The 26,801-nt window shown below is 69.4% G+C and carries 27 protein-coding genes; 15 read left to right on the top strand and 12 right to left on the bottom strand.

Going from position 1 to position 26,801, the window contains the following annotated elements:
* The 3 genes from NS184_RS11475 to NS184_RS18970 form a co-directional block, all read left to right on the top strand.
* A partial coding sequence (locus tag NS184_RS11475) for a PTS transporter subunit EIIC (protein WP_058726252.1) occupies positions 1-1,311 on the top strand: 1,311 nt, incomplete at its 5' end.
* Positions 1,311-2,363 carry a MupG family TIM beta-alpha barrel fold protein gene (locus NS184_RS11480; RefSeq protein WP_058726253.1) on the top strand — a complete coding sequence of 351 codons (1,053 nt, stop codon included), beginning with the start codon at positions 1,311-1,313 and terminating at the stop codon, positions 2,361-2,363. The genes NS184_RS11475 and NS184_RS11480, both read left to right, overlap by 1 nt.
* A 216-nt stretch (positions 2,364-2,579) precedes the next feature.
* On the top strand, positions 2,580-3,236 hold the full coding sequence (locus NS184_RS18970) for a TMEM175 family protein (protein ID WP_083513649.1): 657 nt from the start codon (positions 2,580-2,582) through the stop codon (positions 3,234-3,236).
* A gap of 221 nt (positions 3,237-3,457) precedes the next feature.
* Here NS184_RS18970 and NS184_RS11485 read toward each other — a convergent pair whose 3' ends face one another.
* The 3 genes from NS184_RS11485 to NS184_RS11495 all read right to left on the bottom strand — a co-directional run bounded on the left by NS184_RS11485 (position 3,458) and on the right by NS184_RS11495 (position 6,250).
* Positions 3,458-3,922 carry a hypothetical protein gene (locus tag NS184_RS11485; RefSeq protein ID WP_058726254.1) on the bottom strand — a complete coding sequence of 155 codons (465 nt, stop codon included), beginning with the start codon at positions 3,920-3,922 and terminating at the stop codon, positions 3,458-3,460.
* Between the two features lie 100 nt (positions 3,923-4,022).
* Positions 4,023-5,900, bottom strand: a complete 1,878-nt coding sequence (locus tag NS184_RS11490) for an alpha/beta hydrolase (protein ID WP_058726255.1) — start codon at positions 5,898-5,900, stop codon at positions 4,023-4,025.
* A complete protein-coding gene (locus NS184_RS11495; protein ID WP_058726256.1) occupies positions 5,897-6,250 on the bottom strand; it encodes a hypothetical protein in 354 nt (117 codons plus the stop codon). Before NS184_RS11495 ends, NS184_RS11490 begins: the two co-directional genes overlap by 4 nt.
* A 74-nt stretch (positions 6,251-6,324) precedes the next feature.
* Here NS184_RS11495 and NS184_RS11500 point away from each other — a divergent pair, with 74 nt between their 5' ends.
* Positions 6,325-6,891: a hypothetical protein gene (locus NS184_RS11500; RefSeq protein ID WP_058726257.1), complete on the top strand. Its 567-nt coding sequence runs from the start codon at positions 6,325-6,327 to the stop codon at positions 6,889-6,891.
* A 24-nt stretch (positions 6,892-6,915) separates the two neighbouring features.
* Positions 6,916-7,260 carry a hypothetical protein gene (locus NS184_RS11505; RefSeq protein WP_152998182.1) on the top strand — a complete coding sequence of 115 codons (345 nt, stop codon included), beginning with the start codon at positions 6,916-6,918 and terminating at the stop codon, positions 7,258-7,260.
* Between the two features lie 153 nt (positions 7,261-7,413).
* Here NS184_RS11505 and NS184_RS11510 read toward each other — a convergent pair whose 3' ends face one another.
* Positions 7,414-8,367, bottom strand: a complete 954-nt coding sequence (locus NS184_RS11510) for an ADP-ribosylglycohydrolase family protein (RefSeq protein WP_058726259.1) — start codon at positions 8,365-8,367, stop codon at positions 7,414-7,416.
* 100 nt (positions 8,368-8,467) lie between these two features.
* Between NS184_RS11510 and NS184_RS11515 the strand changes: the two genes are divergently transcribed.
* Positions 8,468-9,133, top strand: a complete 666-nt coding sequence (locus NS184_RS11515) for an NUDIX hydrolase (protein WP_058726260.1) — start codon at positions 8,468-8,470, stop codon at positions 9,131-9,133.
* A 98-nt stretch (positions 9,134-9,231) separates the two neighbouring features.
* Positions 9,232-10,092, top strand: a complete 861-nt coding sequence (gene vsr, locus NS184_RS18745; RefSeq protein WP_275935030.1) for a DNA mismatch endonuclease Vsr — start codon at positions 9,232-9,234, stop codon at positions 10,090-10,092.
* Here the strand turns inward: vsr and NS184_RS11530 are convergent.
* Positions 10,082-11,020, bottom strand: a complete 939-nt coding sequence (locus tag NS184_RS11530) for a hypothetical protein (protein ID WP_058726261.1) — start codon at positions 11,018-11,020, stop codon at positions 10,082-10,084. The genes vsr and NS184_RS11530 overlap by 11 nt on opposite strands.
* A gap of 175 nt (positions 11,021-11,195) precedes the next feature.
* Here NS184_RS11530 and NS184_RS11535 point away from each other — a divergent pair, with 175 nt between their 5' ends.
* A complete protein-coding gene (locus tag NS184_RS11535; protein WP_206556280.1) occupies positions 11,196-13,280 on the top strand; it encodes a 3'-5' exonuclease in 2,085 nt (694 codons plus the stop codon).
* A gap of 336 nt (positions 13,281-13,616) precedes the next feature.
* On the opposite strand, the gene NS184_RS18975 is transcribed toward NS184_RS11535, so the two are convergent.
* Positions 13,617-14,018: a hypothetical protein gene (locus tag NS184_RS18975; RefSeq protein WP_206556281.1), complete on the bottom strand. Its 402-nt coding sequence runs from the start codon at positions 14,016-14,018 to the stop codon at positions 13,617-13,619.
* Between the two features lie 248 nt (positions 14,019-14,266).
* Here NS184_RS18975 and NS184_RS17460 point away from each other — a divergent pair, with 248 nt between their 5' ends.
* Both NS184_RS17460 and NS184_RS11545 read left to right on the top strand, forming a co-directional pair.
* A complete protein-coding gene (locus NS184_RS17460; RefSeq protein WP_206556282.1) occupies positions 14,267-14,770 on the top strand; it encodes an HNH endonuclease in 504 nt (167 codons plus the stop codon).
* A gap of 32 nt (positions 14,771-14,802) precedes the next feature.
* Positions 14,803-15,702, top strand: coding sequence for a GIY-YIG nuclease family protein (locus tag NS184_RS11545; protein WP_058726262.1), 900 nt, complete (start codon positions 14,803-14,805; stop codon positions 15,700-15,702).
* Between the two features lie 342 nt (positions 15,703-16,044).
* Here the strand turns inward: NS184_RS11545 and NS184_RS11550 are convergent, their stop codons facing one another.
* The 6 genes from NS184_RS11550 to NS184_RS18360 form a co-directional block, all read right to left on the bottom strand.
* Positions 16,045-16,407: a hypothetical protein gene (locus tag NS184_RS11550; protein WP_152998183.1), complete on the bottom strand. Its 363-nt coding sequence runs from the start codon at positions 16,405-16,407 to the stop codon at positions 16,045-16,047.
* Between the two features lie 192 nt (positions 16,408-16,599).
* On the bottom strand, positions 16,600-16,983 hold the full coding sequence (locus NS184_RS11555) for a hypothetical protein (RefSeq protein WP_058726264.1): 384 nt from the start codon (positions 16,981-16,983) through the stop codon (positions 16,600-16,602).
* A 262-nt stretch (positions 16,984-17,245) separates the two neighbouring features.
* Positions 17,246-17,764 carry a hypothetical protein gene (locus NS184_RS11560; RefSeq protein ID WP_058726265.1) on the bottom strand — a complete coding sequence of 173 codons (519 nt, stop codon included), beginning with the start codon at positions 17,762-17,764 and terminating at the stop codon, positions 17,246-17,248.
* 149 nt (positions 17,765-17,913) lie between these two features.
* Complete coding sequence (locus NS184_RS11565; protein WP_058726266.1) at positions 17,914-18,309, bottom strand: hypothetical protein; 396 nt, start codon at positions 18,307-18,309, stop codon at positions 17,914-17,916.
* An 80-nt stretch (positions 18,310-18,389) separates the two neighbouring features.
* A complete protein-coding gene (locus NS184_RS11570) occupies positions 18,390-20,123 on the bottom strand; it encodes an alpha/beta hydrolase (protein ID WP_058726267.1) in 1,734 nt (577 codons plus the stop codon).
* The gene (locus tag NS184_RS18360) at positions 20,120-20,401 is read right to left on the bottom strand and encodes a hypothetical protein (RefSeq protein ID WP_058726268.1); all 282 of its coding nucleotides are present in this window, start codon (positions 20,399-20,401) and stop codon (positions 20,120-20,122) included. The genes NS184_RS11570 and NS184_RS18360 overlap by 4 nt, the downstream gene beginning before the upstream one ends.
* A 169-nt stretch (positions 20,402-20,570) precedes the next feature.
* Between NS184_RS18360 and NS184_RS11580 the strand changes: the two genes are divergently transcribed.
* From NS184_RS11580 to NS184_RS11600, 5 genes are all read left to right on the top strand, one after another.
* Positions 20,571-23,015 carry an ATP-binding cassette domain-containing protein gene (locus tag NS184_RS11580; protein ID WP_058726269.1) on the top strand — a complete coding sequence of 815 codons (2,445 nt, stop codon included), beginning with the start codon at positions 20,571-20,573 and terminating at the stop codon, positions 23,013-23,015.
* Positions 23,016-23,159: 144 nt separating this feature from the next.
* Positions 23,160-23,999 carry an ABC transporter ATP-binding protein gene (locus tag NS184_RS11585; RefSeq protein WP_058726270.1) on the top strand — a complete coding sequence of 280 codons (840 nt, stop codon included), beginning with the start codon at positions 23,160-23,162 and terminating at the stop codon, positions 23,997-23,999.
* Positions 23,996-24,802, top strand: a complete 807-nt coding sequence (locus NS184_RS11590) for an ABC transporter permease (protein ID WP_058726271.1) — start codon at positions 23,996-23,998, stop codon at positions 24,800-24,802. The genes NS184_RS11585 and NS184_RS11590 overlap by 4 nt, the downstream gene beginning before the upstream one ends.
* 53 nt (positions 24,803-24,855) lie before the next feature.
* Positions 24,856-26,055, top strand: coding sequence for a sensor histidine kinase (locus tag NS184_RS11595; RefSeq protein ID WP_058726272.1), 1,200 nt, complete (start codon positions 24,856-24,858; stop codon positions 26,053-26,055).
* Positions 26,052-26,678 carry a response regulator transcription factor gene (locus NS184_RS11600; protein ID WP_058726273.1) on the top strand — a complete coding sequence of 209 codons (627 nt, stop codon included), beginning with the start codon at positions 26,052-26,054 and terminating at the stop codon, positions 26,676-26,678. The genes NS184_RS11595 and NS184_RS11600 overlap by 4 nt, the downstream gene beginning before the upstream one ends.
* Positions 26,679-26,801: the final 123 nt, after the last annotated feature.

Raw genomic sequence — 26,801 nt, forward strand, 5'->3', positions numbered from 1 at the left:
GCGTCAGCGTCCGGTGCGTCAGCGTCCGGTGCGTCGCCGGAGGAACTCGCCGCCCGCGGCGCCTCCATGAAGGCCGCCGCCCGCTCGCGTGCCGACGGCCGCACGATGCGGGCGATCCGGAAGATCTCAGCGATCTTCATCCCGCTCATCCCCGCCCTGATCGCCTGCGGGCTCATCGCCGGGATCAACGGCATCCTCACGAACCTGCACTGGCTCCCGGCCGTGACCCCGTTCCTCGGGGTGCTCTCCAGCGGGTTCCTGTCGCTCCTCGCCGTGTTCGTCGCGATGAACGCCGCCAAGGAGTTCGGCGGCACGCCGATCCTCGGTGGCGCCGTCGGCGGGGTCGTCGTCGCCGCGGGGGTCGCGAACGTGACCGTGTTCGGCCAGACGCTCGCCCCCGGCCAGGGCGGCGTCCTCGGGGCGATGGCGGGCGGCATCCTCGCCGCCCTGGTCGAGCGGTCCATGCGGAAGCACACGCCCGACGTGATCGCCCTCATCGTCGTGCCGACCGTCACCGTCCTCGTCGCCGGCTCCGTCACCCTCGGCGTCCTGATGTCCGTCGCCGGGGTCGTCTCGGTCGCGATCGGCTCCGCCGCCACCTGGCTCCTCGCCAACGGGGGTGCGTTCGCCGGGTTCGTGCTCGGAGGGTTCTTCCTGCCGCTCGTCATGACCGGCATGCACCAGGCCCTCACACCCATCCACACCACACTCATCGACCAGACCGGGTGGACCGTGCTGCTGCCCGTCCTCGCGATGGGCGGCGCCGGGCAGATCGGCGCGGCCGTCGCCCTGTGGCTGCGCTTCCGCCGCAACGAAGCGCTCTCGCGGACCATCCGTGGTGCGCTGCCCGCCGGGCTCCTCGGCGTCGGCGAGCCGCTCATCTACGGCGTGACGCTGCCGCTCGGTCGGCCGTTCATCACCGCGTGCATCGGCGGGGCGTTCGGCGGCGGGGTCGTCGGCCTGTTCGACCAGCTCGGGCACTCCGTCGGCGCGATCGCGATCGGCGCCTCTGACCTGTCGCTCCTGCCGCTGCTCAACGGGTCGTCCGGGTACGGGTGGGCGTTCCTCGGCTACGGCTCGGGGCTGCTCGTCGCGTACGTCGTCGGCTTCGTCGCAACGCTGCTGTTCGGGGTGTCCGCCTCGGTGCGGGCCGACCTCGAAGCGCAGTCCGCCCCGGGTGCGCCGCTCGACGTCGTCGCCTCGGCGGAACCTGCGGACGCCGGCTCGCCCGTGGCGTCCGCAGCGGCCGCAGCCCGAACCGAGGCGAGTGCTGGCGCCGGTGCCGGCGCCTCGGCCGGAGCGATTCGCTGATGCGGACGGGCGCGAGCGCGTACCTCGGCCACGCGGAGCTCGCGGCGCCCACCTTCACCGCCGCGGCGGACGCCGGCGCGACGCTCGCCTTCACCTCGCTGCACATCCCGGAGGACTCCCCCACGGGCGCCCGAGAGGCCGCGGCCGCGATCGTGTCCGCCGCCACTGACTGCGGCCTCGCGGTCGTCGCCGACGTCTCCCCGAACACGGCCCGGCTGCTCGGCGACGACCCCTGGGCGTTCCTCCGGTCCATCGGCGTCGCACGGGTCCGGATCGACTTCGGCTTCCCCGACGCCGTCATCCGGTCCATCGCCTCCGTCCTGCCGATCGCCCTCAACGCGAGCACGCTCAGCCACGACGACCTCGAGCCGTTCGCCGACCTCGACGTCGAGCTGATCCACAACTTCTACCCGCGGGAGTGGACCGGCTTGGCGCTGTCCTCCGTCGCCGCGTCGGCAGCCGCCGCACGGTCGTTCGGGTGGCGGCTCGGGGCCTTCATCGCGGGCGACACGGTCCGACGCGGGCCGCTCGACGAGGGGCTGCCCACCGTCGAGGCGCACCGGAACGCACCGCCGCTGCACCAGGCGCTCGCACTGGCCGGGGTGGGCGTGGACGACGTGTACGTCGGCGATCCGTCACTCTCCGAAGGGTCGTGGTCGCGGCTCGGGACGTTCGTCCGCGACGGGGTCGTCGTGCTCGACGGCAGCGCCGTGCCCGGGGTCCACCCCGCGGTCCTCGCAGCGCTGGACGTCCCGGATCGCGAACGACCCGACGCCGCCGAGGCGATGATCCGCCTGGAGCACTCCCGGGAGCGCTTCGCCGACCTGCCGCTGCCCGAGACCGGCGGTCAGCCCCGTTCAGCGGGCTCCGTCACCGTGCAGTTGCCGTCGGCCGGGCGCTACCGCGGCGAGGTCGCCGTCACCCTGCGTGACCTGCCCGCCGACGACCGGGTCGCGGTGCTCGGGACGGTCGCAGATGCCGTGCGTCCGCCCGCCCGGACAGCTCTCAGCGTGCGACTGGCAGACCCGGCGTCCGGCCCGGGCGCTGACTGACCGGTACCGGACACCGACGCCTCGATCGTCGGACGGCGGGAAGGCGGACGGGAGGCTTGACCCGCCCCAGCAACGTACGCCACGCTGGCAGGGCGATCCGGACAGGAGGCGCGACCCACCTCCGCAACGCACGCCGCGCTGGCAGGCCGGTCCGCGCCTCCAGGCCGACAGCGGGGCCGACGGGCGGATGATCGAGCCCGTCCCTGCGCTCCCGAAATGAGCACACCGGCCCGCACCGAACGTGACCTCGACCGACTCGTCGATTGCTCCGACGCGACCGTCGCCATCGCGATCACGCTGCTGATCCAGCCGTTGGCTGACCTCGCGGGTGAGGTCCACGGAGGCGCGGGGGCTGGCGAACTCCTCCGTGACCACCGGGGGTCCATCGTCGAGTTCGTCGTCAGGTTCTGGGTGATCTCGCGGTTCTGGCGACTCGGCCACCAGGTGTTCGAGCACGTTCAGTCGGACAGCCCGCTCGTACTGCGGCTGAACTTCGTGTGGCTCATCAGCATCGCGTCCCTGCCGTTCGCCGCGAACTTGCTCGACACCACCGACACCGGCCGAGCCGCTCACGCGGTGGACCTCAGCACGATCATCGGGCGAGCCTGTCGCGCACCGCGATCGAGTTCGCGCTGCGTCGCTCCCCTGAGCTGCTGTCGACACCGCTCGCCACGAGGAACAAGGGGATCATCGCCGCGGGGCTCCTCGCGGCGGCCCTCGTGCTGGCCGTGCTCTTCCCCGACGTCGGGCTGTTCCAAGTTCTGCTCCTACTGCTGCAGGGGCCGATCGGCCGGCTGCCGCATCGGCGGTCGTCGTAGGGGTTGCGCACCGACCCTGGCCGCAGTGGCGAGCACCGCTAAGGAAGGTCAGTAGGGCGCGGATTCAGAGGGGTTCCGAGGTCCGGCACCTCCCTCGGCACCGGTCACCGAGAGGGCAGCCGAGATGACGATGGCGAGTCCGAGACTGCTGTGCCTAGAGCGTCGGATCACCGGTCAACCCCGTCTGCCACTCGGACACGTGCCAACGCTCTTTGCGGACACGGAACGTAGGTCGCCGATGTCAGCGCCCCTCCCGGCAGCGCGAAAGAGACTCAATCAGCGGGATGCTGTTGGCGATTCGGACGGGCGGGGATTCAGCGGCGTCCCGAGCTTGGGCGGAACGCCAGGCACACAGTGCCCGTAGATGATGATGCCGACGAAGTTGGGATCGGTTTGAAACTGGAACCCGTACCCGTCAGCAGCGGTTCCCCCGTTGTAGCCGTTCGGGTAGCCGATGACCGTCCGGGCGGGCGACAACGTCTTGTCGTGCTGCACGCGGATGCCTTCGATGCCCAGCTTCGACTTGAGCCTCTCTGCGACCTGCTTCGTCAGGTCATCGGGCGTGCCCGAGAGAGACTGGTTCCGGATCGCGGTGAGCATGAACTGCGCGCCCGCCTCGCCCTGCGAGGAACAGCCGTTCCATTCTGATTCGGTCCCTCCGTCCCAACCGTCCTCTCCGACAACCGACTTGATCGCGGCGAAGATGTCGAGCACGTTCTGATGTGACTCCTGCAATGTCATGGATGAGTCCTTGCTCGCTGGGGCGTGAGGTCCGGTGTCGGTGCAGCCGGTGATGAGGGTGGCAACGATCGCGCACAATGCGCCTACCGTGGTCCATCGGTCACAGCGTCGGATCACCGGTCAGTCCTGTCTGCCACTCGTACATGAACCAATTGTCCTTTGTCTGCTGCCGCATACGGTCGAAGGGAGCGCCAGCTTCCGGAATCTGATCGCCGAGACCCATCGTTGCTTTCGCGGTGTTGTACTGCGCGGTCGTGCCGTTGTCGAAGTACGAGTAGCGGCCTTGGTCGTTGCCCTCGCGGCCGTCGTACGGGCCGTGGTGGGTGACGCCGTGCAACTCGTCGGCACCGCTTCCTTGCGTTTCAGAACTGAAGTCATGGGCATCCCAAGACAGTTCGGTCGGGTCCTGCCGACCTGAGAGGTTCTGGCCGGTGATCGCCCACGCATCCTTCGCTCCCTGGCTTGCGAAGACCTCACCCTTCGGCACCTGGAGTGCGCCAGCGTTCGGTGCTACGTCCGTGACCCCCGCGGACCCGAGGAGCACGACGTGGTCGGCATGCGTCTTCGTCAGCGCGATGGTGGCCACGTTCGTTCCGTACGAGTGCGCGACGACAGACAAGTCCGCGTCCTGGCCAGACGCCGCACGAACTGCGTCAAACCCGTTCAGATCGGCGGTGAGGGCGTCGGCGCCGGTGTGCGCTCGTCCATTCGCCACGACCGAGGCGAACGACAGATCGTCCGCCATCGGTCCGTGATACCCGATCCAGGAGACGACCGCCACGTTGGAGGGGGCAGTCTTACCGAGCAGCGCTTGTTCCGCTCGCATACCCGCGGCGATCGTCGCGTAGTTCTGCACGGTCCCGTCCTGGTACGTCGCCGTGTTCATGCCGGGCACGATGTACGTCATGTGAGCGGCGTTGTCCATGTCACCGGAAACGATCTGCGCCAGCGGCGGTCGGTCATCGACGAGCGAGATGAGCGAGACGGCCTTCGTGTCCAACGTCGTCTGGATGTTCTGGTACCCGTCGCGCTGCCGCTCCCAGGTCTGCAGCTGTGCTCTCGCAGCCGCGGCAGCCGCTGGGCTCGAAGCGCTCTTCAACTGCTTCTTCCAGTACGCCGTCTTCTGTTTCGCTTCGGTGAGCTTGGCGTCGAGCACGGTCGTGTTCGCTCGCGCCCTCGCCCAGTAGGCGACGCCGTTCAGGTTCCCGAGCGCCGCCGGGATCGCCGCGACGAACGCATCCTGCTCAGCGGAGTGTGCACCGTCCGGGCCGGACAAGGCGTTCCACCAGAGCGCCACGTCCTTCGCGTCCATGCGCGCCAGACGTGCAGCAATCGTCGGATCATCCCGGAGCGCGGCGATCGACTCCTTGTCGAGCGAGCCGAGCCACGTGAGGAACTGCCCGTCACTCATTTTTGCCACGGCCGCGGCGGACTGCAGCTTGCCGACGACCTCCGGTGCTTGCAGGGCCGAGGTCACCTGACGATCGGCAGCATCGCGCCGCGTCACCAGCTCGTCCCACTGCATGGACAACCGCGCTTGCAGTCCGGCAAGACTCGCCGCTCCGTTCTGCAGCTGGTGCAGCTTGGTCGTGTCGGACTCCACCGCATCCGCGCGCTGTGCCGTCACGGTCGCTGAGCGGATCGCTCGCGCATTGGCCGCGATCTCGTCGGTCGTGTCCTGCTGGGCCGTCTGGACGCGGTGCGCTTCGTCCTGGATCCGCTGCACCTCGGTCGCGTACGTGTCCAATGCCGACGCAGCTTCGTCGAGTCGCGCCGCGGTGCGCTGCGCACTCGCGGGCACCGTCGCCGCCACCGCGACGAACCGCTCTTGCGCTTTCCCGCTCCACCCGGACTGCGCGGACGCAGCGGCGTCCACCACGTGCCGGGCCCCCGCACGAACCGCGTCGGCGTGCTGCGTGTGCAAGCGTGCGAGCCGACGGATGCCGTTCGGATCGCCCGCTGTCGGATCGGCAGTCATCGCAGCTTCGCCGCCAGCCCCGCGTCCGTCTGCTCCATCTCCGAAGCAGCGTCCTCGACGAACCGGCTCAACGTGTCCGCGTCATCACCGAGTGAACGGACCATTGCATCCTGCGCCCGTGCCGACGACGTGAACGCCGACGCCACGAGATCGGAACCGAAGCATCCGGCGTCAGCCTCCGAGAGCGCACGCTCCGCCCCGAACTCCGCCGCGGCGTTCTTCGCTTTCGACGCCACCGAATGCATCACCGACGCATCGACCGTCAGATCCCCCAACGCTGCCCCCTTCACTAGCCAACGCTCGGTCAGCATAACGCGGAATTCCACCGTGATGTACCAGCCTGCGTCCACCTTGTGGATCGTCGCTCCAAACGCGGGATCAATCGGCGCACTGCTGCATCGACGTTCCTCGTAGGGTGGAGCGCATGGGGGACTACGAGGACATCGCTCGCCGAGCGTGGCGGCGGACGACCTGGATCGCGATCGGCGGCTTCGTCGTCGGGGCGATCGTGGGCGTCTTCCTCGCGGGCGGAGAGTCGGCGCTCAGGACCCTGCTCATCGTCGTCGGCCTCGGGCTGAGCATCGGTGGCTTGAGCGGAGCGGTCTCGCTGTTCACGATCGCGTCGCGGCTCGCACCGTCGATGCAGTGGCCCGTCCGGGAGCTGGACAGGGCTGACCGCCGGACGGTGCGCCGAGCCGTGTACTCGGGGCAGCCGATCGAGACGAACGGTTCGGACGTCGCTCACCGTGCGGCCGACTGGGCTCGCGGAGCGGTCGTCACGCTCCCGGTCAACCTCGGGCAGTTCCTGCTGCTCTACCTCGGGATCGGCGGTGCGCAGCTGCCGAACATCATCAACGACGATCCGTGGGCGTCCAGCTTCGCCCGCATCTTCTTCGGCGCACTCGTCCTGGTCGCGATCGGGCTCAGCGTGTCGTTCGTCCGGAACATCCGCGGAGCCCGCCGGTACCTCGCTGTTGTCGGGAGCCGGTAGCCCGTGCCGTTCACCGACGCCTCCATGATCCTGCTGAGGAAGCTCGCGACCTACCTCCCCGACGAGGAGGACTCCGGCGCCACCGAGTTCGTCCCCGGCTACGTCCGCGGGGCGATCCGCCGGTTCGAGATCGGCGGACGGGTCACGCTCACACCCGAGATGCTCTGGTTCCGGGCGCACCCGATCAACTCCGCGCCCGGGACCCGCTTCGGGATCCCCGTCGAGGAGATCACCCGGCTCGACGACGTCTCGAGCGGCCTCCGGAAGAAAGTCCGGGTCACGATGCGGAGCGGGATGGCCCCGACGTTCCTGATGTGGGGCATCCCTCGCTTCATCGACGCGGTCGAGCGGGCGCGCGCCGCGCTCTGACTCCTCCCAGCGGCTCGACGGCTCGGCGGCTCGACGGCTCGACGGCTCGGCCTGGAGGCATCGATCACCCCCGCGTCGCCTGGCCGGTGTCGGAGAGTCCCCCCATCGAACCCTCCGACACCGGCCGTCCCCCGGTCACCGTCTCGCGAGCAGTCACGCCGCCGCTGCGCGGGCGGTCAGCGCCTGCTCACTCAGCGTGACGAGGTCGTCCGCGCGGATCCCGGGCCAGCCGTGCAGGAGCTCCCGCCACTCCGACGGGAGCGCACTCGCCCCGTACAACGCGCCCGCGAGACCACCCGCGATGGCCGCGACCGTGTCGGTGTCGTTCCCGGTGCGGACCGCTCGGACGAGGGCGTCCTCGAGGCTCGAGCTCCGCTTCACCGCCGCGTACGCAGCCTGGAACGCCGACACGACCCAGCCGTTCGAGTCCGTGAAGTCCACCGGCTCCGAGTGCTCCGCCGTGACGATGCGGTCGACCCAGATGCGACGCTTGTCGAGGTCGAGCAGGTCGAGGCCCGCCATGACGTCGAGCTCGCCCGTGAGGACCGCCTTCCGGATCGCCACGCACCAGAGCACGCATGCGTCGCCCGCGTCGGACTCGTAGTGCGTGAGGTCACTGATCGCCCGCGCGGCCTCGGCGAGCCGGAGCTCCTCGTCGACCGCGCCCGTCAGGTACCCGAGCACCAGGGGCGCCGTCCGCATGAGCGAGCCGTTCCCCGCCGACCGCCCTCGGTTCTCGTGTTCCTGCCGGGCCGCAGCCCGCGCTGCTGAGGCGATCCGTGCCTCCAGGCCGGTCAAGACGTTGCGCGTCTGGATGCCGACGTCGGGCGCGGTCCGTGCCCAGTCGGCCCAGGCGGCCACCAGGCCGTTGAGGGCCGACTCGCTGGCTGGGTCGCCGCCGCGGGCGAGGGTGCGGAGGATCGGGACGGCCATGCTCGTGTCGTCGGTCCACTCCCCCGGCGCCCAGCCGAAGGAGCCGCCGCCGGCCATCCGGATCGGGGTGGGGTCGGGGACGGCGGGACGGAACTCGTAGCCGGCGCCGAGGGCGTCGCCGGCGGCGGAGCCGAGGACGGCGCCGATCGCGCGGTCGCGGGTGGTGGGGTTCATGGCCGCCTGCCTTCCGGTCGAGGTTTGCGCGGTTCTGCGCTAACTGGTCTCACTGTTCCATGTCGTCGCAGTTTGCGCAAGTGTGCGTAAACTCGTCGGCGTGACTTCGTCTGTGTACCGCGATCCTTCCGGCAAGCGCCTGGTCGACTACCCGCGGCCCTCGGTGGCTGTGGACACAGCGGTCCTGACCGTGCCTGTGGGGGAACCGCTGTCGGTCCTGCAGGTGCGCGATGCCGTCGACGGGGACTGGCGGCTACCGGGGACGTTCGTGCACGAGGGCGAGCGGCTGGCCGCGGCCGTGTTGCGGTCGCTGTCCGACAAGGCGGGCGTGACCGGGCTGGCGCCGTCGCAGTTGCACGTGTTCGACGATCCTGCACGGGACAGTCGGGGGTGGGTGTTGTCGGTGGCACACCTCGATGTGGTGCCCGTGTCGTCGCTGTTGTCAGCAGGGCTTGACGCTTCGCGGGCGCGGCTCGTCCCGGTCGACGACGCGGCGGGGATGGTGCACGGGCACGACGAGATTGTGACGTTCGCGGTGGCCTCGTTGCGGGCGCTCTACGCTGCGGCGCCGGACCCGCGGGGGCTCGTGGCGGAGCCGTTCACGATGACCGAGCTGCGGCGGGTGCACGAGGCCGTGGCGGGGCGGGCGCTGCAGCCGGACTCGTTCCGGAGGGCGATGCTGCCGAGGCTCGTGGCGACGGACGAGAAGCGGGCGGAGGGGCCGGGAAAGCCGGCGGGGACGTACCGGCGGATCGAGCACCAGTAGCGGTCTCGTTCCTGCACAGTCAGCTCCGGCGACCGCCTGCCCACAAGTCGACGGCACCGCTCGACGGACGCCGTGCTGCACGGCGCATCCTGCTCGTGATGGGGCATTGGGAGGCTGACGACGCTCGACGGCGGCACATGGCGCGCTTCGGTCGCCGGGACACGGCGCCTGAACTCGCCCTGCGACGCGAGCTCCACCGCCGCGGTCGGCGCTTCTTCGTGGACCGGCAGGTGAGCAAGCGATGCCGGGTGCGGCCCGACCTGGTCTTCCCTCGCGCCCGGATCGCGGTGTTCGTTGACGGGTGTTTCTGGCACTACTGCGAGGAGCACGCGCACCTGCCGAAGGCGAACGCTGAGCTCTGGCGCCGGAAGTTGTTGGCGAACCGTCAGCGGGATGCGCAGAACGAGGCGATCCTCGTGTCCGAGGGGTGGCGGGTCCTCCGGTTCTGGGAGCACGGTGACCCGGCGGCTGCCGCGACGAGAGTCGAGCGGGAAATCGACCGATGGGACTCCATCGCCCGTTCCGCCGGACGCCGCGCGCACCACGGCAGGATGGATCCTGTGATCGAAGTCGTGGCAGGAGTCCTCACGCGTGCGGACGGAAGGGTCCTCGCCTGCCGACGGGCTCCAGGCCGGTCCGCGGCGGGCCAGTGGGAGTTCCCCGGCGGGAAGGTGGAGCGGGATGAGCTGCCAGAAGCAGCCCTTGCACGAGAACTCCACGAGGAGCTCGCCATCGATGTCGTCGTCGGCGAACGGATCGATCGCTCCACGACGACCGTCGGGGGAACCGAAATCGACCTCGCGAGCTACCGCATCCATTGGTTGTCGGACCAACAGGTCGCCAGCTCGGACCATGACGAACTGCGATGGCTGTCGCCTACGGAGCTCGCAGACGTCCGCTGGGCAGAACCAGACCTGCCGACAGTCCGCCTCCTCCAGGCGGAACGGCCTACGGGCTGACGCTCGTGAAGCCGTCCTCCGTCGACTGCCACCACACGGTGATCCCGACGGAAGTAGCCAACTCCATCATCGACGCGCCCGGTTCCGCCGGCAGGAGGATCGCCGGAGTCACCGTCAGGCCACGACGTCGTGCGACCGCCGCGTAGTCGAGCGCCTGCCCGATCGCCGTCCTGACGAAGATCCTCGCGGTCGACTTCTTCGCCTCGACGACCTGGGACAGCGTCGGCACGTACAGGTCCGGCACGATCGTCACCCCGTCCTCGGTGAGACGCAGCACCTGCACGTCCTCACCCCGAGCACGGAGCCATTCACCGAATCGCGTTTGCAGCTCGAACTCGCGACGGGAGACGGCTCGCACCGACTCGCCTTCGTCGACGCGGCGCACCTGGTACTCGCTGAAGTCGAGGGGCTGCCAAGCAGTCGTGACCGGAGGCGCAGCGGTCACCAACTCCCGAGCCGAAGAACCGCCCTCCTCGGCGACGAGCACGGGCAAGAGCGACGTGTCCGCGTCGACCGCGACGAGGTTGAAGACCAGTCCTTCCCGTTCCGGGGACGACCCGGTCCCCGGGAACCGCTCCCACGTGAACGGCGGATCAGCGAGCGCAAAGCTACCGACGTAGGTCACGGTGCCCTGGCCTCGGAACACACGGATGGGACGACCGATCTCCTCGGAGTCCGCCAGGGCCTTGTTGTTCGAGGTCAGCGTCTGGTCACCGTCCTGCCCCTGACCGCTGTAGCGGAAGACGCCGTCGCTGCGGAGCCCCTCGTGCACGCCGTAGCCGTGCTTCCCGCCGCCGTCGCTGGTGAAGACGAGCATCTCGTTCGTCGCCACGACCCGTGTGATGCCGTCCTGCCAGCTCCCGCCACCGAGACGGTTGTGCAACTCACGACGACCGATGCTCATTCCGATCGGGATGTCCCAGACCATTTCCATTCCCCTCGTTATGGAAACGCTAAGCGAGGCTTCCGCAGTGGAGCGAACGTCGCCCAGCCCCCAGAACGGGTGCTGCCTTGACGGTTGCTCAGGAGCGAAGATGATTCGGTACCGGAACGTTCGGGGAGGGCGCCGGTGTGATCAGGACACTCCTCAGGGGAGCACCATCGTGACCATCGCCGGTACCTCTGCCGGGGCAGAAGCCCGTCGGCTCCGCGGCCGAGCCGACGAACACCGGCGGCAGGCTGACGAGGACGAGCAACAGGCGGGACGCTACGAGATCGCCGAGCGCACGGAGGCCGAGACCGCACGGGTCCTCGCCCCACTCGCCGGCATCGGCTACCACCTCCTCGCCGACCGGCGGTGGCCCGGGAGCATGCACGCCCAGGTCGACATGATCGTCGTCGGCAGCGCCGGCGTCTTCATCGTCGACACGAAGGCCTGGCGCGAGGTCTCGGTCCACGGCGACCGCATCCACCGCGGGCAGGAGGACGTCACTGCCGACGTCGCTCGTCTCGCGGACCTCGTGTACGGAGCGGAGGCGGCCCTCGCCGAGATCGGTCTCCCGCCGGGCGAGGTCCACGCGGTCGTCGCACTCGCCGACCAGCGCCGGATGCACGCGCGCGTCGCCTCGGTCGACGTCATCGGAGTCCACGACCTCCGCGGTCACATCACGAAGCGCAACGCACGGTTGTCCCCCGTCCGTGTCGACCAGGTGCTCGCCGCTGTGATGGCACACTTCCCCGTCATCGACGGCGCCCAGTCCCCCGAACAGCAGCTGACCGTTCCGGAGCCGGTCCTCCCCCGCCAGGACCTGTCCCAGCCTGCGCTCATCGACGACGCCGAGCTCGCTGAGCAGCTCCTCGACGGCGTCCTCGAGGCCCCCATCGAGGAGTGGATGGCCTTCCTCGACCCGTCGCAGGCCAAACTCGTCCGCCGCAACTTCAACGGCCCGGCACGCATCCGCGGGGCGGCCGGCACCGGCAAGACCGTGGTCGGCATCCACCGCGCCGCCTACCTCGCCCGCGCGAGTACCGGTCGCGTGCTGTTCGCCACCTACATCGGCACGCTCCCCAAGGTGCTCGCGTCGCTCTTCGAGCGCCACGCGCCCGAACTGGTCGACCGGGTCGACTTCGTCGGCGTCCACCAGTTCGCGACGCGTCTGCTGAAGCAGCGTGGCATCCGGTTCCATGTCGACGAACGGGAGGCGCGGCTCGCGTTCGACGATGCATGGAACGCGATCGGGGCCTCCAGTCCGCTGCGCGCATCGCGCTTCACACGCCGCTACTGGGAAGACGAGATCACGCACGTCATCAAGGGACGGGGCCTGACCCGCTTCGAGCAGTACGCAGATCTGGCCCGCGTCGGGCGAAAGCACGGGCTGCCCGTCGAGGTCCGGCAGGCGGTCTGGGACCTGCACGCTGCCTACGACCGCGGCCTCCGGAAGCGCGGCCTCACCGACTGGGAGGACGTCGTCCTTCTCGCCCGCGATGCACTCCGCGAGCGACCGCTCGCAGGCTACGACGCGGTCATCGTCGACGAGGCGCAGGACCTGTCGTGCGCGATGGTGTCGTTGCTGCACTCGCTCGTCGGGGACCGACCAGACGGCCTGACGCTGATCGGAGACGGACAGCAGACGATCTACCCGGGCGGGTACACGCTCGGAGAAGTCGGGATCAGCCTCGCGGGGCGCGGCGTCGTGCTCGACGTGAACCACCGGAACACTGCGGAGATCCTCGACTTCGCGAAGCAGATGGTCGCAGCGGACTCCTTCACGGACATCGAGGGCCTCAACGGCGCCGGCGATGCCGTGTCCGCTGTCACGCGGAACGGACCCGCGCCTGTCGTACACCGCGCTGCGGGACGTGCCGACCACGATGGCGCGATGCTCGCTCGTCTGACCGAGGTGCTGCGACTCGTCGGGACCTCGCACGGCGACGTCGGGATCCTGACCGCGACGAACCAGCAGGCGCACGACGTCATGACCGTGCTCCGCGCAGCTGGCATGCCCTGCGTGTCACTCAAGGACTACGGCGGGAAGCCGGCCGACGCGGTGAAGGTCGGCACCGTCAAGCGGGCGAAGGGTCTCGAGTTCAAGCAGGTGCTGCTCGCTCACGTCCGGAGGCGGCTGCTCGCCGATGCGCCTGCGTCGATGAGCGAGGCCGATCGGGAGCGGCGCGAACTCGAGCGCCGGGAGTTGTACGTGGGGATGACCCGGGCGCGGGACGGGCTGTGGGTCGGGGCCTACCGCTGAACGTCGGCCGGCTCACACCCCTCAATCTCCGTTCTTGCAACTGAGGCCGAAGAAGCGAAGCGATCGAAGAAGGCGTCGAGCAGTCGAATCACGCGCTGCTTCTTCTCACCGTGGCCGTCGTCCGCAGAGAACCTTGGCACGGGCGGCAGCTTGGTGATCGCGGTGCCGCAGCATTGAGTCGTGTCAGCAGGCTGGTGCGGTCGCCCTGGAGGCCTCTGGTCGCCGCCCAGCCAACCAGTGCACCGCGGACGGGGTCGCGTTCCGGGTGGAGCTCGATGAACGCGAAGCGGCGCCGCATGGCGGCGTCGAGCATCGCGATCGAGCGATTGGCGGTGTTCATCGTGCCGATGACGAAGATGTTGCTCGGCAGGGTGAAGGGCTCGTCGCTGTAGAGCAGGGAGATCTCGCTGTCGCGTACTCGAGCAGGAAGTACAGCTCGCCGGAGACCTTCGCGATGTTGCCGCGGTTGATCTCGTCCATGACGAGGAAGTAGTTCGCTTCGGGGTTGGCGGCGGCGCTGTCGGCAAGGCGTCGGAGCGGCCCCTTCCATATCCTCCGTCTGCTGCAACGCGGGCTTCTGCCGCCAGAGCGAGCGGCTCGACGTAGAAGAAGCGCTGACCCGTCCACGTTCTGCTGCAGTGCGATGGCCATCTGCTGGGATAGCGCGTCGGGGTCGTCCTCCATCTGGCCCTTCACCTCGTGAACGGCGAGGGCCTCCAGCCCTCCGAACTGTTCCACCCCGTCGACTTTGACCCCTCCGGCTACCGCACGCGCGTGCAGGGTTTGGCCCACCATCGCGATCTTGAAACAGTCAGCTCAGGGCCGCGCACCGGAAGCGCCGTACGTAACGCGCGTCATGTCCGCCCCGAACGGGTGGTGGCGAGTCGCAACGGTCCAGACCAGACTTGTTGACACAATGCTCACTTTGTAGTTGGAGGTGGTACGTCGTGCTGCGGAGAGCCGAGAACGTCACGATGAGGCATCGCGTGAACTTGTTCACTCGACGGGGCCGGGTTGAGTTGACGTTGGGAAAGTCCACCTACTACGTCGGCGCCAAGCTCAGTAAGGACGAGCTCCAAGCGATGATCTCCGCGTCGGATACGGTCCCCGCCCGGATTGGCAGCGTCAAAGAACGGCAGTACTGGTGGTTCCGTGGGCGCTGGTTCTGGGACAACGACGGCCTCGTGTCGGACCAGGTCTACGCGTTGCTCGAAACCCGAGAACGGCGTCAAGCCGCCACGATCGCGAGAGCACAAACGATCGTGAACACGCCGGCCGAGCCCACCAGCTACCGTCGAGGCGCGATCCGCTCTGATGTGAAGCAGCTGGTCTGGGCACGTGACGGGGGCCGCTGCGGCACGTGCGGCTCGACTTCTGAGCTCCAGTTCGACCACATCATCCCTGTGTCTCGCGGGGGCAGCAGCCATGCCGAAAACCTGCAGGTGCTGTGCGGACCGTGCAACCGGCGCAAGGGTGCCTCGGTCGTTTGATTGATCCGCGAAACTCAAAGGAAGAACATCGCGTGCCTCACCCCCAGACCATTCAGGTGTACCTGCCCCAAGGAGAGCCGACAGGGATCCGGATCGCAACGGTCACGACGCGCACAGTCACGGTCGTCGACGTGCCGCGGCCGCTGCTCGCACGCTTCTTCAAGATGGGCGAGGCGTCGCAAGTCGGCATGTACTTCCTGATTTCTGACGACCCGGAGGATCGCGTCGCTTACATCGGTCAATCCGGAGACGTCGGTCGACGATTGTCCCAGCACCAGGGCTCGAGGGATTTCTGGACGCGTGCCCTCGTTGCAGTCTCCTTGACACGTGACTGGACAAGCACACACGTCGCTTACCTCGAGTGGCTGGCCATCGCTCGAGCACAGGAAGCGGGTCGGTACCGTCTCGAGAACGGCAACCAAGCATCGAACCCATTCACCCCTGCTCCCCTCGAAGCGGACTGTCGGGAGTACTTCGAGACGATCGCAATGCTCGCCGGGGTCCTCGGTGTGCCGCTTCTTGAGCGCCAAGTATCGATCGCTGATTCGGATGCGGACGATCACCCCGGTCAGCCGGGTGACGCGACGGGCGAGCTCTTCCTCAACGACCGGGCCTGCACCGGGATTGGCAACCAGCTCTCCGACGGTTTCACCGTTCGAACCGGCTCGATAGGAAGGATGCAGCTCCAAGCGTCGGCGCCCGGTCGTCTCGCCGATCTGCGCAGTCGGCTCCTCAGTGCGGGCGACATCGAGGCCCACGACGACAAGTTCACGGTTCTGCGAGATCTCGCTTTCCCGAGTCCCAGTGCTGCAGCTCAGTTCCTGACAGGCACCAGCGTCAACGGTCGGAAGCTCTGGAGGGATCGTCAAGGACGCTCGATCAACGAACTTGAACAGATCGCTGTCGAGAGCGCCGAACACGACGTCCTCTAGGCGCTCTTTACGAATGACACGACCCAGTAGCGGAGGAGAGGCCCGGGGCGCTGACTGCCCTGCTCGTGCAATCCGGCAACAATCAGTATGTGGGGGCGCTCGTGCGAGCACGAATGTTCTCGAGCCTGCGACCATCGAAGCGTAGTGAGAGCGCCAGACCCGCTGTCTCCGTGAGGCGCTCCTCCGCTGCGCTTTGCGACTTCTCTTCGGAAGCGCGCATCCGGAGTTTTAAAGCGGGAGCATCGATCGGCGGCGCCTTCGGCGCACTCAGGCATCCGTTCGCAGTAGTGGCGGAACCGCGCGGACAAGCGCTTGTCCGCGCGGCTGCGGCGAGGTCGTCGGCTACCGGTGGTCGTCGGGGTCGCCCGGGACGCAGAGCGAATCGACGCTGACGTGGGCGCGGACCCTCGTGGCCGCGATCGACGCACGTGGCTTGCCGTCGGCCCGTGCGACGACCGCGGTCACCGTGCCGGTCTCGGGGTCCATCTCGGTGCGGGTCCTCAACAGCTCGTAGCCCTCGCGTTTCCAGTGCGCTCCAGTCCGATCGACGAGCGCTTCTGGGTCGGCGGGCCGGACGACCTCGACGAAGTAGCTGAACTGGACTGCCTTGCGCCCGTCGACTTTGCAGTCGTTCACCACCGGCTGCGGAACGCCCTGGGCCCAAGTGTCCGGCGCGAGCGCGAGGACCGACCGGAGCTCCGACACCGCCTGCGCCTGCGCGGCCTCGACCGATACAGGGCGGGTCGGCCCGGCGGAGGAGCACGCGCCGAGGGCGGCAATGGCTGCGACAGCGAGGAGCCCCGCGACGCTTCGCGAGGGCGCGCGGTAGGGCGCTCGCCGCTGCATCTTCGGTTTCGCCCGAACAGCCCGAGCGGGGCCTGGCCGCATCGTCATTCGTCACTCGTCATAGTCGTCGATGGATCCCTCGGCGCACGGCGAAGTGATCCGCACGACGACTGACCTTGTGTTCACCTGGTAAGCGGCTCCCGCGGCTCCGAAGGCATCGGCTGTCGCCGAGTACAGGATCCCACCGTCGCCGCCGAGGTCATTCTCCGACGGATCGACCGTCAGGCGCTCCGAGCTCCACAGGCGCTGGAAGGCCTGTGCAACCGATCGAGCATCCGTCGCGGTCTTCATCGACACGAAGTAGCTGAATCCGACGCCACCTGGGCATTCCTCGGCAGACGGCTCCGGAGTGTCCGGCCACGGTAGGTCGACCGCCGCCTCCGTCTTCCGCAGCAGCTCGACTGCCGAGGCCTCGGCTTCGATCGGTGATGGCATGGGTTGATTCCCTCCAGCACACGCCGTCACGCCGACTGAGACGAGCGCTCCCATCACGATGAGATTCTCGATCCTTCGCTGAGCCCTCACGGCTCCGTGACCTCCGCCAGCTCGCGCGGCACAGGGGTTTCGATGTCCATGTACCCGAGGTCACCGGTTCTCTGGCGCGCGGTGACCCCGTGGATGCTCACGAGGCAGGCCACGAAGCTGGTTGCCGATGCTTGTCTCGGAACCGATCCGGTCCGACACTCAGGCACATCGTTCATCCCTCGTCGTCGGGGTCGCCGGCAACGCATGGCGAGTTCACGTAGACCAAGGCATTGCTGCTCGTGATCTCAAGCGCAGCGCCGGGTTGTCCTTCGGCCTTGGCAGTCGCGGCGTACACATCGCCGTACGGCTCGCCGAAGTCCTGCTGACTCCGCTCGACGTGGAGACCTTTCGAGCGCCAGTACTCTGCCAGACCATCGGCCAGCTCGCGCTGCTTCGACTCGATCGGGGCGTGGACCATGTACTGGTAGCTGACGCCATCCGAGCACTTCTTGCCCGTCGGGTCGCCGGGCGTCGACCACTCGAGATCCGTGGTCTTCGTCGTCTGGCTGAGGAGCGCGAGCGCGCCCTGTCCGGCTTCTTCGGGCGTCATGGGCTTCCCTCCTGCTGCGCATCCGGCGAGCACGGCGATGGCGGACATCAGGACTGCCGACACGGCAAGTCTGCGGCGCTCCCGGTCGTGATGCAGGATGTCAGCGATGTTCGATCGCTCGAAGGCCTGTGCGTCGTCCATGTGCTCAGCATGGGTCGCGGCGTCGTCACGTGCACTCGAGGGATGTCTGCGGACCCAAGCATCCTGAATGAACGCGTGCCGAGGTCGAGGCGGTCGCGAAGCGCGATGGCCGCACGCAGGAACTGCGTGGGCTCGCGGAGGAGCGGCGTTCATTCGTAGTCTGCGATGTCGCCTTCGGCACACGGCGAGTCAACGTACAAGTTCACGCCGACTCGCGAAACCTCGATCGCAGCGGACGGGCCCGAGGCCGCGCGCGCTGTCGCGGAGTACACCGTCCCGTACTTGCTGCCGAGGTCTTCCTCCGACGATTTGACCTCGAGACCGCGCCCCTGCCAGTACTGCTTGAACCTCGCGGCGAGCACTTTCGCATCCTGGGCGTGCTCGACGTGCACGAGGTACTGGAACCGAACGCCCTCCCCTCCGTCCGAGCAACGCATTGCGACTGGTTCAGGAACGTCTGGCCACGCGAGCTCCTCTTGCTGCATCGTCGCGCGGAGCAGACTCGTCGCCTCCCGCTTCGCATCAGACGGCTTCACGGCGTTCATCTGTCCTCCACATCCGCTCGCAGTGATCGCGATCAACGCGCTGCCTACAACCACCGCTGCAACTCTCTGGGTCAAGCGGATCAAGGCAGCGTCACCTTCGCCGTCTTCGACAGTGTCTTGGTACCGACGTCCAGGTACCCGTGGTCGTCCGTTCCTGGTCTCGCAGCGAGATCGTGCAGGTTCACCGTTGCCGCTCCGTCCGTCGCCATCACGGTCGCACCGAAGTTGTCCGTCGGGTCCACTCGGCGCGAGATGCTGAACGTCCGACCGAACCAGGCCACGTTCCCTCGCTCGTCAGCTTGAGCAGAGTACATGTGCGCTGCATTCGTCGCTGCGGCGTCCGGCACCGTTGTCGGAATGCCGGCCGATCCGAGCGTCACGAGAGAGTGCACGTGGATCTCGGGATGTGCTGCAACAGCGATCGACGCCAACGTCGAGCCGTAGGAGTGAGCGACCACGTTGATTTGTGCCTCCGGCCGGGTGGCTCGCATCCCGAGCAGATCGGCTGCGAGATTGGGTGCCCCTCGTATCGCGTGCTCGTCGCCGAGGACACTCAAGTCGCCGGTCTTCGCGTCCGGCGGCGCCTCGTACCCGAGCCATGTCACCATCGCCGTCGGAGATGCGTCGGCATTCTGCTGGTACGCCTGGATGTTCGACGCGACCCGCATGTTCTCCGTCGTGGTGGCCAGGGAGTTACCCATACCCGGCACCAGGTACGACACACTTTCAGCGGTGTCGAGGTCGCCCACGGCGAATGCGCCGAGCGGCGGCTCGCCCGGGTGAAAGCTCACAATCTGTCTCGGCAGCGGATGCACCAGGTTGAGCGCCGTTCGCGCACCTGCGTTGAAGTTGCGCAGGGCGTCGTAGAGCTTCTGCGCCTTGTTCAGGGCCACCTGTGTCTGCAGTGCTCGCGGTCCGCCAAGTGACCGGTCGCGATCTCGTTTGGCTTGCTGCAGCTTCTTGTAGGCAGTTGCCTCAGCCCGCTGCGCCGCCAACCGGTTCGCCTGGTCCCGCGCCCAGTACGGCACCCCGTTGAGGTTCCCGATGACTGCGGGCAACGCCGTGATCAACGCGTCCTGCGCCGCCGAGTGTTCTCCGGCGCTCCCCCGGCCACCGAGGCCGTCCCACCACGCCTGCACGGTCTCGGGCGGCATCCCCGCGAGGCGGTCGGCAACCGACCGGTCTTGCGCCGCGAGGACCTCGGGCGGCATGCCGGCGACCGCGGCGAGGAAGTCCGCGTCGCTCATCGCACCGAGCGAGCCGGCGTACGAGGGCGCGACGCCGAGGACGTCGGTGTCGGACAGCCCCGACGCCGCTGCTCGGTCGGCAGCCGCCCGTCGTTCGACGAGCGCGTCCCACTCCCCCTGCAGCCGCTCGGCGGTGGCCGCGAGGTCGTCGGCGTCGGACCGCAGTCGTTGCGCTCGTCGGCCGTCGGCCTCGGTGGCGTCCTTCGCCGAAGCAGCGGTCGTCGCGGTGGAGAGCGCGAGGACGTTCGCCGCGGTGTCGATGGCGGTCGTCAGCTGCGACGCCCGGATCTGCTCGGCTTCGTCCTGGATCTGCCGCACGGTGTCGGCGTAGGTGTCGAGCACGTCGATCGCGGCATCGAGCCGCCCGATGACCCGCTGAGCGGCGGGCGGGATCGTCGAGACGGTGGCGGTGAAGCGGTCCTTCGACGCACCCGTCCAGTCGTCGGCGTCGTCGGCGGTGCGCGCGACCTTCGTGGCGCCGTGTCGGATGTCGTCCTGGTGATCGGCGAGGGCGGTCGAGAGCTTCCCGACGGCGCCGGGGTCACCGGCGAACGGGTCGGCGGTCACTTCGTCGTCCCCGCGCTCCGAGCGAGGTCGAGGTCCGCGTCGGCGACCTGGGACTTGGTGTCGTGCGCGTACTGCGCGAGGGTGCGGCTCGTGTCGGCGAGCCACGCGGCTGACCGCTGCTGCGAGGTGCGGAAGGCGGCGAACGCCTGGGAGACGTCCTCGGCACCGAACGCCCCGCCGTCCGCGGGCAGGTCGGCCGAGGTGAACGTCGACCGCGCCGAGTCCAGCGCTCCGTGCACCTGGTCGAGCGTCTTGTACGAGACCTGCAGCGTGGCCATCGTTCCCCTTCCGTCGTCGCACCCTCTGCGACTTCCCCGTACGGCAACATATCATCTTCGTTTCTCTGCGCAACCACAGCCATCACTCCGGTGGATGACGGACCGGCCCCGTGCCTCCGGTCCGCCCAGTGGCGAACACCGCCCAGCCACCCCGCCTACGCTCGAACGAATGCCCGCCCCGCACCACCAGCCAGCCGACAACCGCACCGCACCCGCAGCCAGTGCGCCCAACCCCGACGGCTTCATCCGCGTCCGCGGCGCCCGCGAACACAACCTCCGCGACGTGGACGTCGACATCCCCCGCGACCGCATCGTCGCGTTCACGGGCATCTCCGGCTCGGGCAAGTCGAGCCTCGCGTTCGGCACCGTCTTCGCCGAGGCCCAGCGCCGCTTCCTCGAGTCCGTCGCGCCGTACGCCCGCCGGCTGATCGCGCAGGGCAGCACGCCCCACGTGGACTCGATCACAGGCCTGCCCCCGGCCGTCGCCCTGCAGCAGCGCCGCGGCGCCCCGAGCACCCGCTCGACCGTCGGCACGCTGACGACGCTGAGCAACTCGGTCCGGATGCTCTACTCGCGCGCGGGCACGTACCCCGAGGGCGCGACGCAGCTCTACTCCGACTCGTTCTCGCCGAACACCGTCGCGGGTGCGTGCCCGCGCTGCCACGGCCTCGGCACCGCACACGAGGTGACGGAGGCCTCGGCGGTCCACGACCCCTCGCTGTCCATCCGCGAGGGCGCCATCACCGCGTGGCCGGGCGCGTGGCAGGGCAAGAACCTCCGCGACGTGACGGCGGTCCTCGGGTACGACATCGACCGACCGTGGAAGGACCTGCCGAGGGCCGACCGTGACTGGCTGCTCTTCACCGAGGAGCAGCCGGTGGTCGAGGTGCACCCCAAGCGCGACCGGGTGGCCAAGCCGTACAAGGGGCGGTTCTGGAGCGCCCGGCAGTACACGCTGCACACCCTCGCCGATTCGCAGAGCGAGACCCAGCGGAACAAGGCGCTGCGGTTCGTGGAGTCCGGCCCGTGCCAGCTGTGCGGCGGCTCGGGACTGACGCGGGCGGCCCTCGCGGTGACCTTCGGCGGACTCAGCATCGCCGAGTTCAACGCCCTGCCCCTGAGCGACCTCGCGGAGGTCCTGCGGCCCGTCGCCGGCCTGACGGACCCGACCCCGGCGCAGAGCACGGTGACCTCGGGCGAGCGGTCGGAGGTCGCGAAGTCGATCGCGAGCGACCTGCAGGGCAGGATCGAGGTCCTCATCGACCTCGGACTCGGGTACCTCGGGCTCGACCGGGCGACGCCGACGCTCTCCGCCGGTGAGACGCAGCGCCTCCGCATCGCGACGCAGCTCCGCTCGGGGCTGTTCGGCGTGGTCTACGTGCTCGACGAGCCGAGCGCGGGCCTCCACCCGGCGGACACGGAGTCGCTCGTGCGGGTCCTCGACGACCTCCGCGCGGGCGGCAACAGCGTCTTCGTCGTCGAGCACGACATGGACATCGTCCGGCGTGCGGACTGGATCGTCGACGTCGGTCCTGGAGCCGGCTCCGGCGGCGGACGCGTCCTCTACAGCGGGCCGCCGGAGGGGCTTGCGGAGGTCGAGGACAGCGTCACCCGGCGTTACCTGCACCCCGGCGGCGAGCAACCCGCCCACGGGCCGAGGGAACCGGTCGGCACCCTCGAGATCCGCGACGCGACACTGCACAACCTCGACCACCTCGACCTCGACCTCCCGCTCGGTGTGCTGACCGCTGTCACGGGCGTCTCCGGCTCCGGCAAGTCGTCCCTCGTCGGCGGTGTGCTCGCGAGCTCAGCGAGCACGCACCCGCTCATCACCCGCGTCGTCGAGGTCGACCAGAAGCCGATCGGCCGCACCCCGCGCTCGAACCTCGCGACCTACACGGGCATGTTCGACGCGGTCCGCCATGCCTTCGCGGCGACGGAGGACGCGAAACAGCGCGGCTGGACCGCCGGGAGGTTCTCCTTCAACGTCGAGGGCGGCCGCTGCGAGGTGTGCCAGGGCGAGGGCTCCGTGTCCGTGGAGCTCCTCTTCCTCCCCGGCAGCTGGGCACCGTGCCCGGAGTGCCACGGTGCGCGCTACAACGCGGAGACGCTCGAGGTCCGCCGCAAGGGTTCGACCATCGCCGACGTCCTCGGGATGACCGTGGACGAGGCGGCGGACGCCCTCGCCGACCTCTCGGCGGCGGCCCGCGCGCTCACCGCCCTCCGGAGCGTCGGCCTCGGCTACCTCAGGCTCGGCCAACCGGCACCGGAGCTCTCCGGCGGCGAGGCCCAGCGCATCAAGCTCGCCACGGAACTCCAGCGCGCACGCTCGGGCCACACGCTGTACCTGCTCGACGAGCCGTCGACCGGCCTGCACCCCGCGGACGTCGAACTGCTGACGGCGCAGCTGCAGCAGCTCACCGACGCGGGCAACACGGTGGTCGTGGTCGAGCACGTCATGTCGGTCGTCGCGCAGGCGGACCACGTGGTCGACATGGGTCCGGCAGGGGGCGGCGACGGCGGCCGCGTCGTCGCCGCCGGCACGCCGGCGCAGGTCGCGGCCTCCCCGCACAGCCGGACCGCGCACTTCCTGCGGTCCGCCATCGGGTCCTGACCACGAGACGGCCTGGAGGCGCGGCACCAGCCCGCCACGCGCCTCCCGTCCGACCGTCCCCACCGGCCACATCCTCCGATCGGAGGATGCCGGTCCACCGGACCGGTCGAACCGCCGGACGCAGCGGCGCGACAGGCTGGACCCATGCCCGACACCCCAGCCATCGAGGTCAGCCACCTCGAGAAGCAGTACGCCACCGGCAAGCGCGCCGTGGATGACGTGTCCTTCACGATCGCCCGCGGCGAGACCTTTGCCCTCCTCGGCCCGAACGGCGCCGGCAAGACGACCACGGTCGAGGTCCTCGAGGGGTACCGCTCCCGCACCGGAGGCGACGTCCGCGTCCTCGACCACGACCCGGCGCGTTCGAGTCGCAGTCACAACGCCCGCATCGGCATCGTGCTGCAGACCAGCGCGGAATCGCCGAACGTCACCGTGGCGGAGCAGCTGCGGCACTTCGCGACCCTCTACCCGCAGCACCGCAGCGTCGACGAGCTCCTCGCAGCGACGGGGCTGGAGTCGCAGCGGAACACCCGCATCAGCCGGCTGAGCGGCGGCCAGCGCAGACGTGTCGACGTGGCGCTCGGGATCATCGGCCGACCGGAGGTCCTCTTCCTCGACGAGCCCACGACCGGCTTCGACCCCGAGGCCCGACGCACGTTCTGGGACCTGCTCCGCCGCGTGCAGGCCGAGGGCACCACGATCCTGCTCACCACGCACTACCTCGACGAGGCCGCACACCTCGCCGACCGTGCAGCGGTGATCGTCGACGGGAAGCTCCTCGACATCGCTCCGATCGACGAGATCGGCGGCGCCGAAGCGCGGACCCCCGTCGTCCGGTGGCGCGACGACGCAGGTACCCGCCACGAGGCGCGCACGCACGATGCCACCCGCCACATCCGGAACATACCGGACGCCATGCACGAACTGGAAGTCATCCGCCCGTCCCTCGAGGACGTCTACCTCGGAATGGTCGGTACTCGATGAAGCCCGTGACGATCAGCGCGCACCGCGTCGGCTACGAGATCTGCTCGTACTTCCGCGCACCGGACTCGGTGTTCTTCACGTTCCTGTTCCCGATCGTCATGCTCGCCCTGTTCTCCGTCGCGTTCAGCAGCGCGCCGGACATCGGCCCCGGCCCGGGCGCGAGCGTCGACTACGCCACCTACTACCTTCCCGGTCTGGTCGCTACGGGCATCCTGCTCTCCGGCACCCAGTCGCTCGGCGTCGACATCGCCGGTGAGCGCAGCGACGGCACGCTCAAGCGCCTCGGTGGCACCCCGCTCCCCGTGCTCTCGTACTTCGCCGGGAAGATCGGGATGGTGCTGGTCACGAGCGTCCTGCAGACCGGGATCCTCCTCGCGGTCGCACGGCTCGTGTTCGGCGTCGACCTGCCGACCGACAGCGGCCGCTGGTGGACGTTCGCGTGGATCGTGCTGCTCGGCATCGCTGTGAGCAGCGTCCTCGGCATCGCGATCTCGGCGCTCCCCCGCGAGGGCCGACGCGCCACGGCGACGATCGTCCCCGTGGTGCTCGTCCTGCAGTTCATCTCCGGCGTGTACCTGCCCTTCACGCAGCTCCCCGACTGGTTGCAGGACGTCGCGAGTGCGTTCCCGCTGCGCTGGATGGCGTCGGGCATGCGATCGGTCTTCCTGCCGTCGCAGTTCGGTTCGGCAGAGCCGGGAGGCGCGTGGCACCTCGGTACAGGAGCGATCATCCTGACAGCATGGCTCGTCGTCGGCGTCGCCGTGTGTCTCCTGACGTTCCGGTGGAACCGCAAGGACGCCTGATGCGGGCTGTGGAGAACTCCCGCGGAGCTCCCGCCGGGTGGGATGCTGGTGCGATGGACCGGATCACGGCGCACCGCAACTGGGGCCTCCACTCGGCCGTCGCGGTCACGATCGCGCTCGTCGCGGTCATCGCCGCCCTCGCCTGGTCACCCTGGAGCACCCGCTGGCCGGCGTTCGCGATGCTCGCCGTCCTCGCCGCCGCCTACCTCGCGTACGGGTGGCGCGGGTACGAGTCGCCCCGCGCTGCCGCCGGTTTCGTCCCTCTGCTCGTCGTGGCGGCGCTCGTCCTGCCGGCGATCGTCCCCACCACGGCGTTCGTCCAGTGCATGCTGTTCCCGGTCGCGTGGTGTCAGCTCGACCGAGTCCGGCCCGCGATCCTCGTGTCGCTGGCCATCGGGCTCGCGTCGGGGATCGGCCTGCAGATCGCCACCGGTCCGGCCGGCCTCGTCAGCACCCTGCTCGTCGAGGCTGTCAGCGTCGTCGGCGCCTGCGCCCTCGGACTGTGGATCACCCGCATCGCGCGCCTGTCCGACGAACGGCGGCAGCTCATCGAGGAGCTCCGCGCGACCCAGGACTCCCTCGCCGAGGCGCACCGCCGCGCGGGCGTGACGAGCGAACGCGAACGCCTCGCCCGCGAACTGCACGACACCGTCGCCCAGAACCTCGCGGGCATCGTGATGCTCACCGAACGAGCTCGTGGCGACCTCGCCGCCGACCGTGTCGACCGACTCGACGAGCGTCTCACCATCCTCGAGGAATCCGCCCGCGCCGCACTCGAGGAATCCCGCAGCCTCGTCGCCGCGGGCTCCGCCGGCATCGCCGGCGACGGACTGGCCGCCGCCCTGCATCGCCTCGGCGAACGCTTCCACCGTGAGACCGGCATCCCGGTCGCGGTCACCGCACCGGACTGCTCACTCGACCGCGACACCCAGGTGGTGCTGCTGCGGACCGCCCAGGAGGCACTGGCCAACGTCCGCGCGCACGCCGCCGCTGGCTCGGTGCAGGTCCACCTCACCGTGGCCGCGACCCACGTCGGTTTGCGGGTCACCGACGACGGGGCCGGATTCGACCCGGAGCGTCCGACCGCCGGGCACGGACTCCGCGGACTTCGTGAGCGCCTCGCCCTCGCCGGTGGGTCGTGCACGATCACGAGCGCGCCCGGGAACGGCTCGGCTGTCTCGGTCACGCTGCCGGTCAGCACCGCGCCGGGACCGCCCGGTGCGGCGACATCCCTCGCCGGAGCCACGCAGTGATCCGGGTCGTCGTCGCGGACGACCACCCGATCGTCCGCAGCGGCATCGTCGCCCTGCTGCAGGACGCCGACGACATCGAAGTCGTGGGACAAACGAGTGACGGCGACGCTGCCGTGGCTGTCACCCTCGCCGAACGCCCGGACGTCGTGCTGATGGACCTCCGGATGCCTGGCACGAACGGCGACGCAGCCACGGCGCGGATCCTCGCGCAGGAGCCCGGCGTCCGCGTCCTCATCCTCACGACGTACGAGTCCGACGACCAGATCCTCGCCGCGATCGAGGCCGGAGCCGCGGGCTACCTGCTCAAGGCCGCGCCCGAGTCCGAGATCCTCGCCGGCGTCCGAGCCACCGCCCGTGGCGAGACCGCCCTCGCACCCTCAGCCGTCGCCGCCCTCGTGCGCAGGACGACCGGCTCCGTGGCCGCGGGACCGTCGCTCTCGCCCCGCGAGCTCGACGTGCTGCGGCTCGTCGCGCAGGGCAACTCCAACCCGGCCATCGGCCGCTCCCTCTTCCTCAGCGAGACCACCGTGAAGACGCACCTCGGGCACGTGTTCGAGAAGCTCGGCGTCAACGACCGCACCCGAGCCGTCACCCGCGCGATGGAACTCGGCCTCCTCCCCTGACACGGAGGCCTCGAGCGCCCCGGGCCGCCTGGCCGCCGGGCCGCCGGGCCGCCGAACGCTCCGTGCCGCTGTGCCACGGAGCGCCCCGTGGAGCCCAAAGTGCCCCTGGAACGCAGAAAACCC

It is taken from the genome of Curtobacterium luteum (genome assembly GCF_001475545.1).
In the GTDB taxonomy this organism is placed as follows: Bacteria; Actinomycetota; Actinomycetes; order Actinomycetales; family Microbacteriaceae; genus Curtobacterium; species Curtobacterium luteum_A.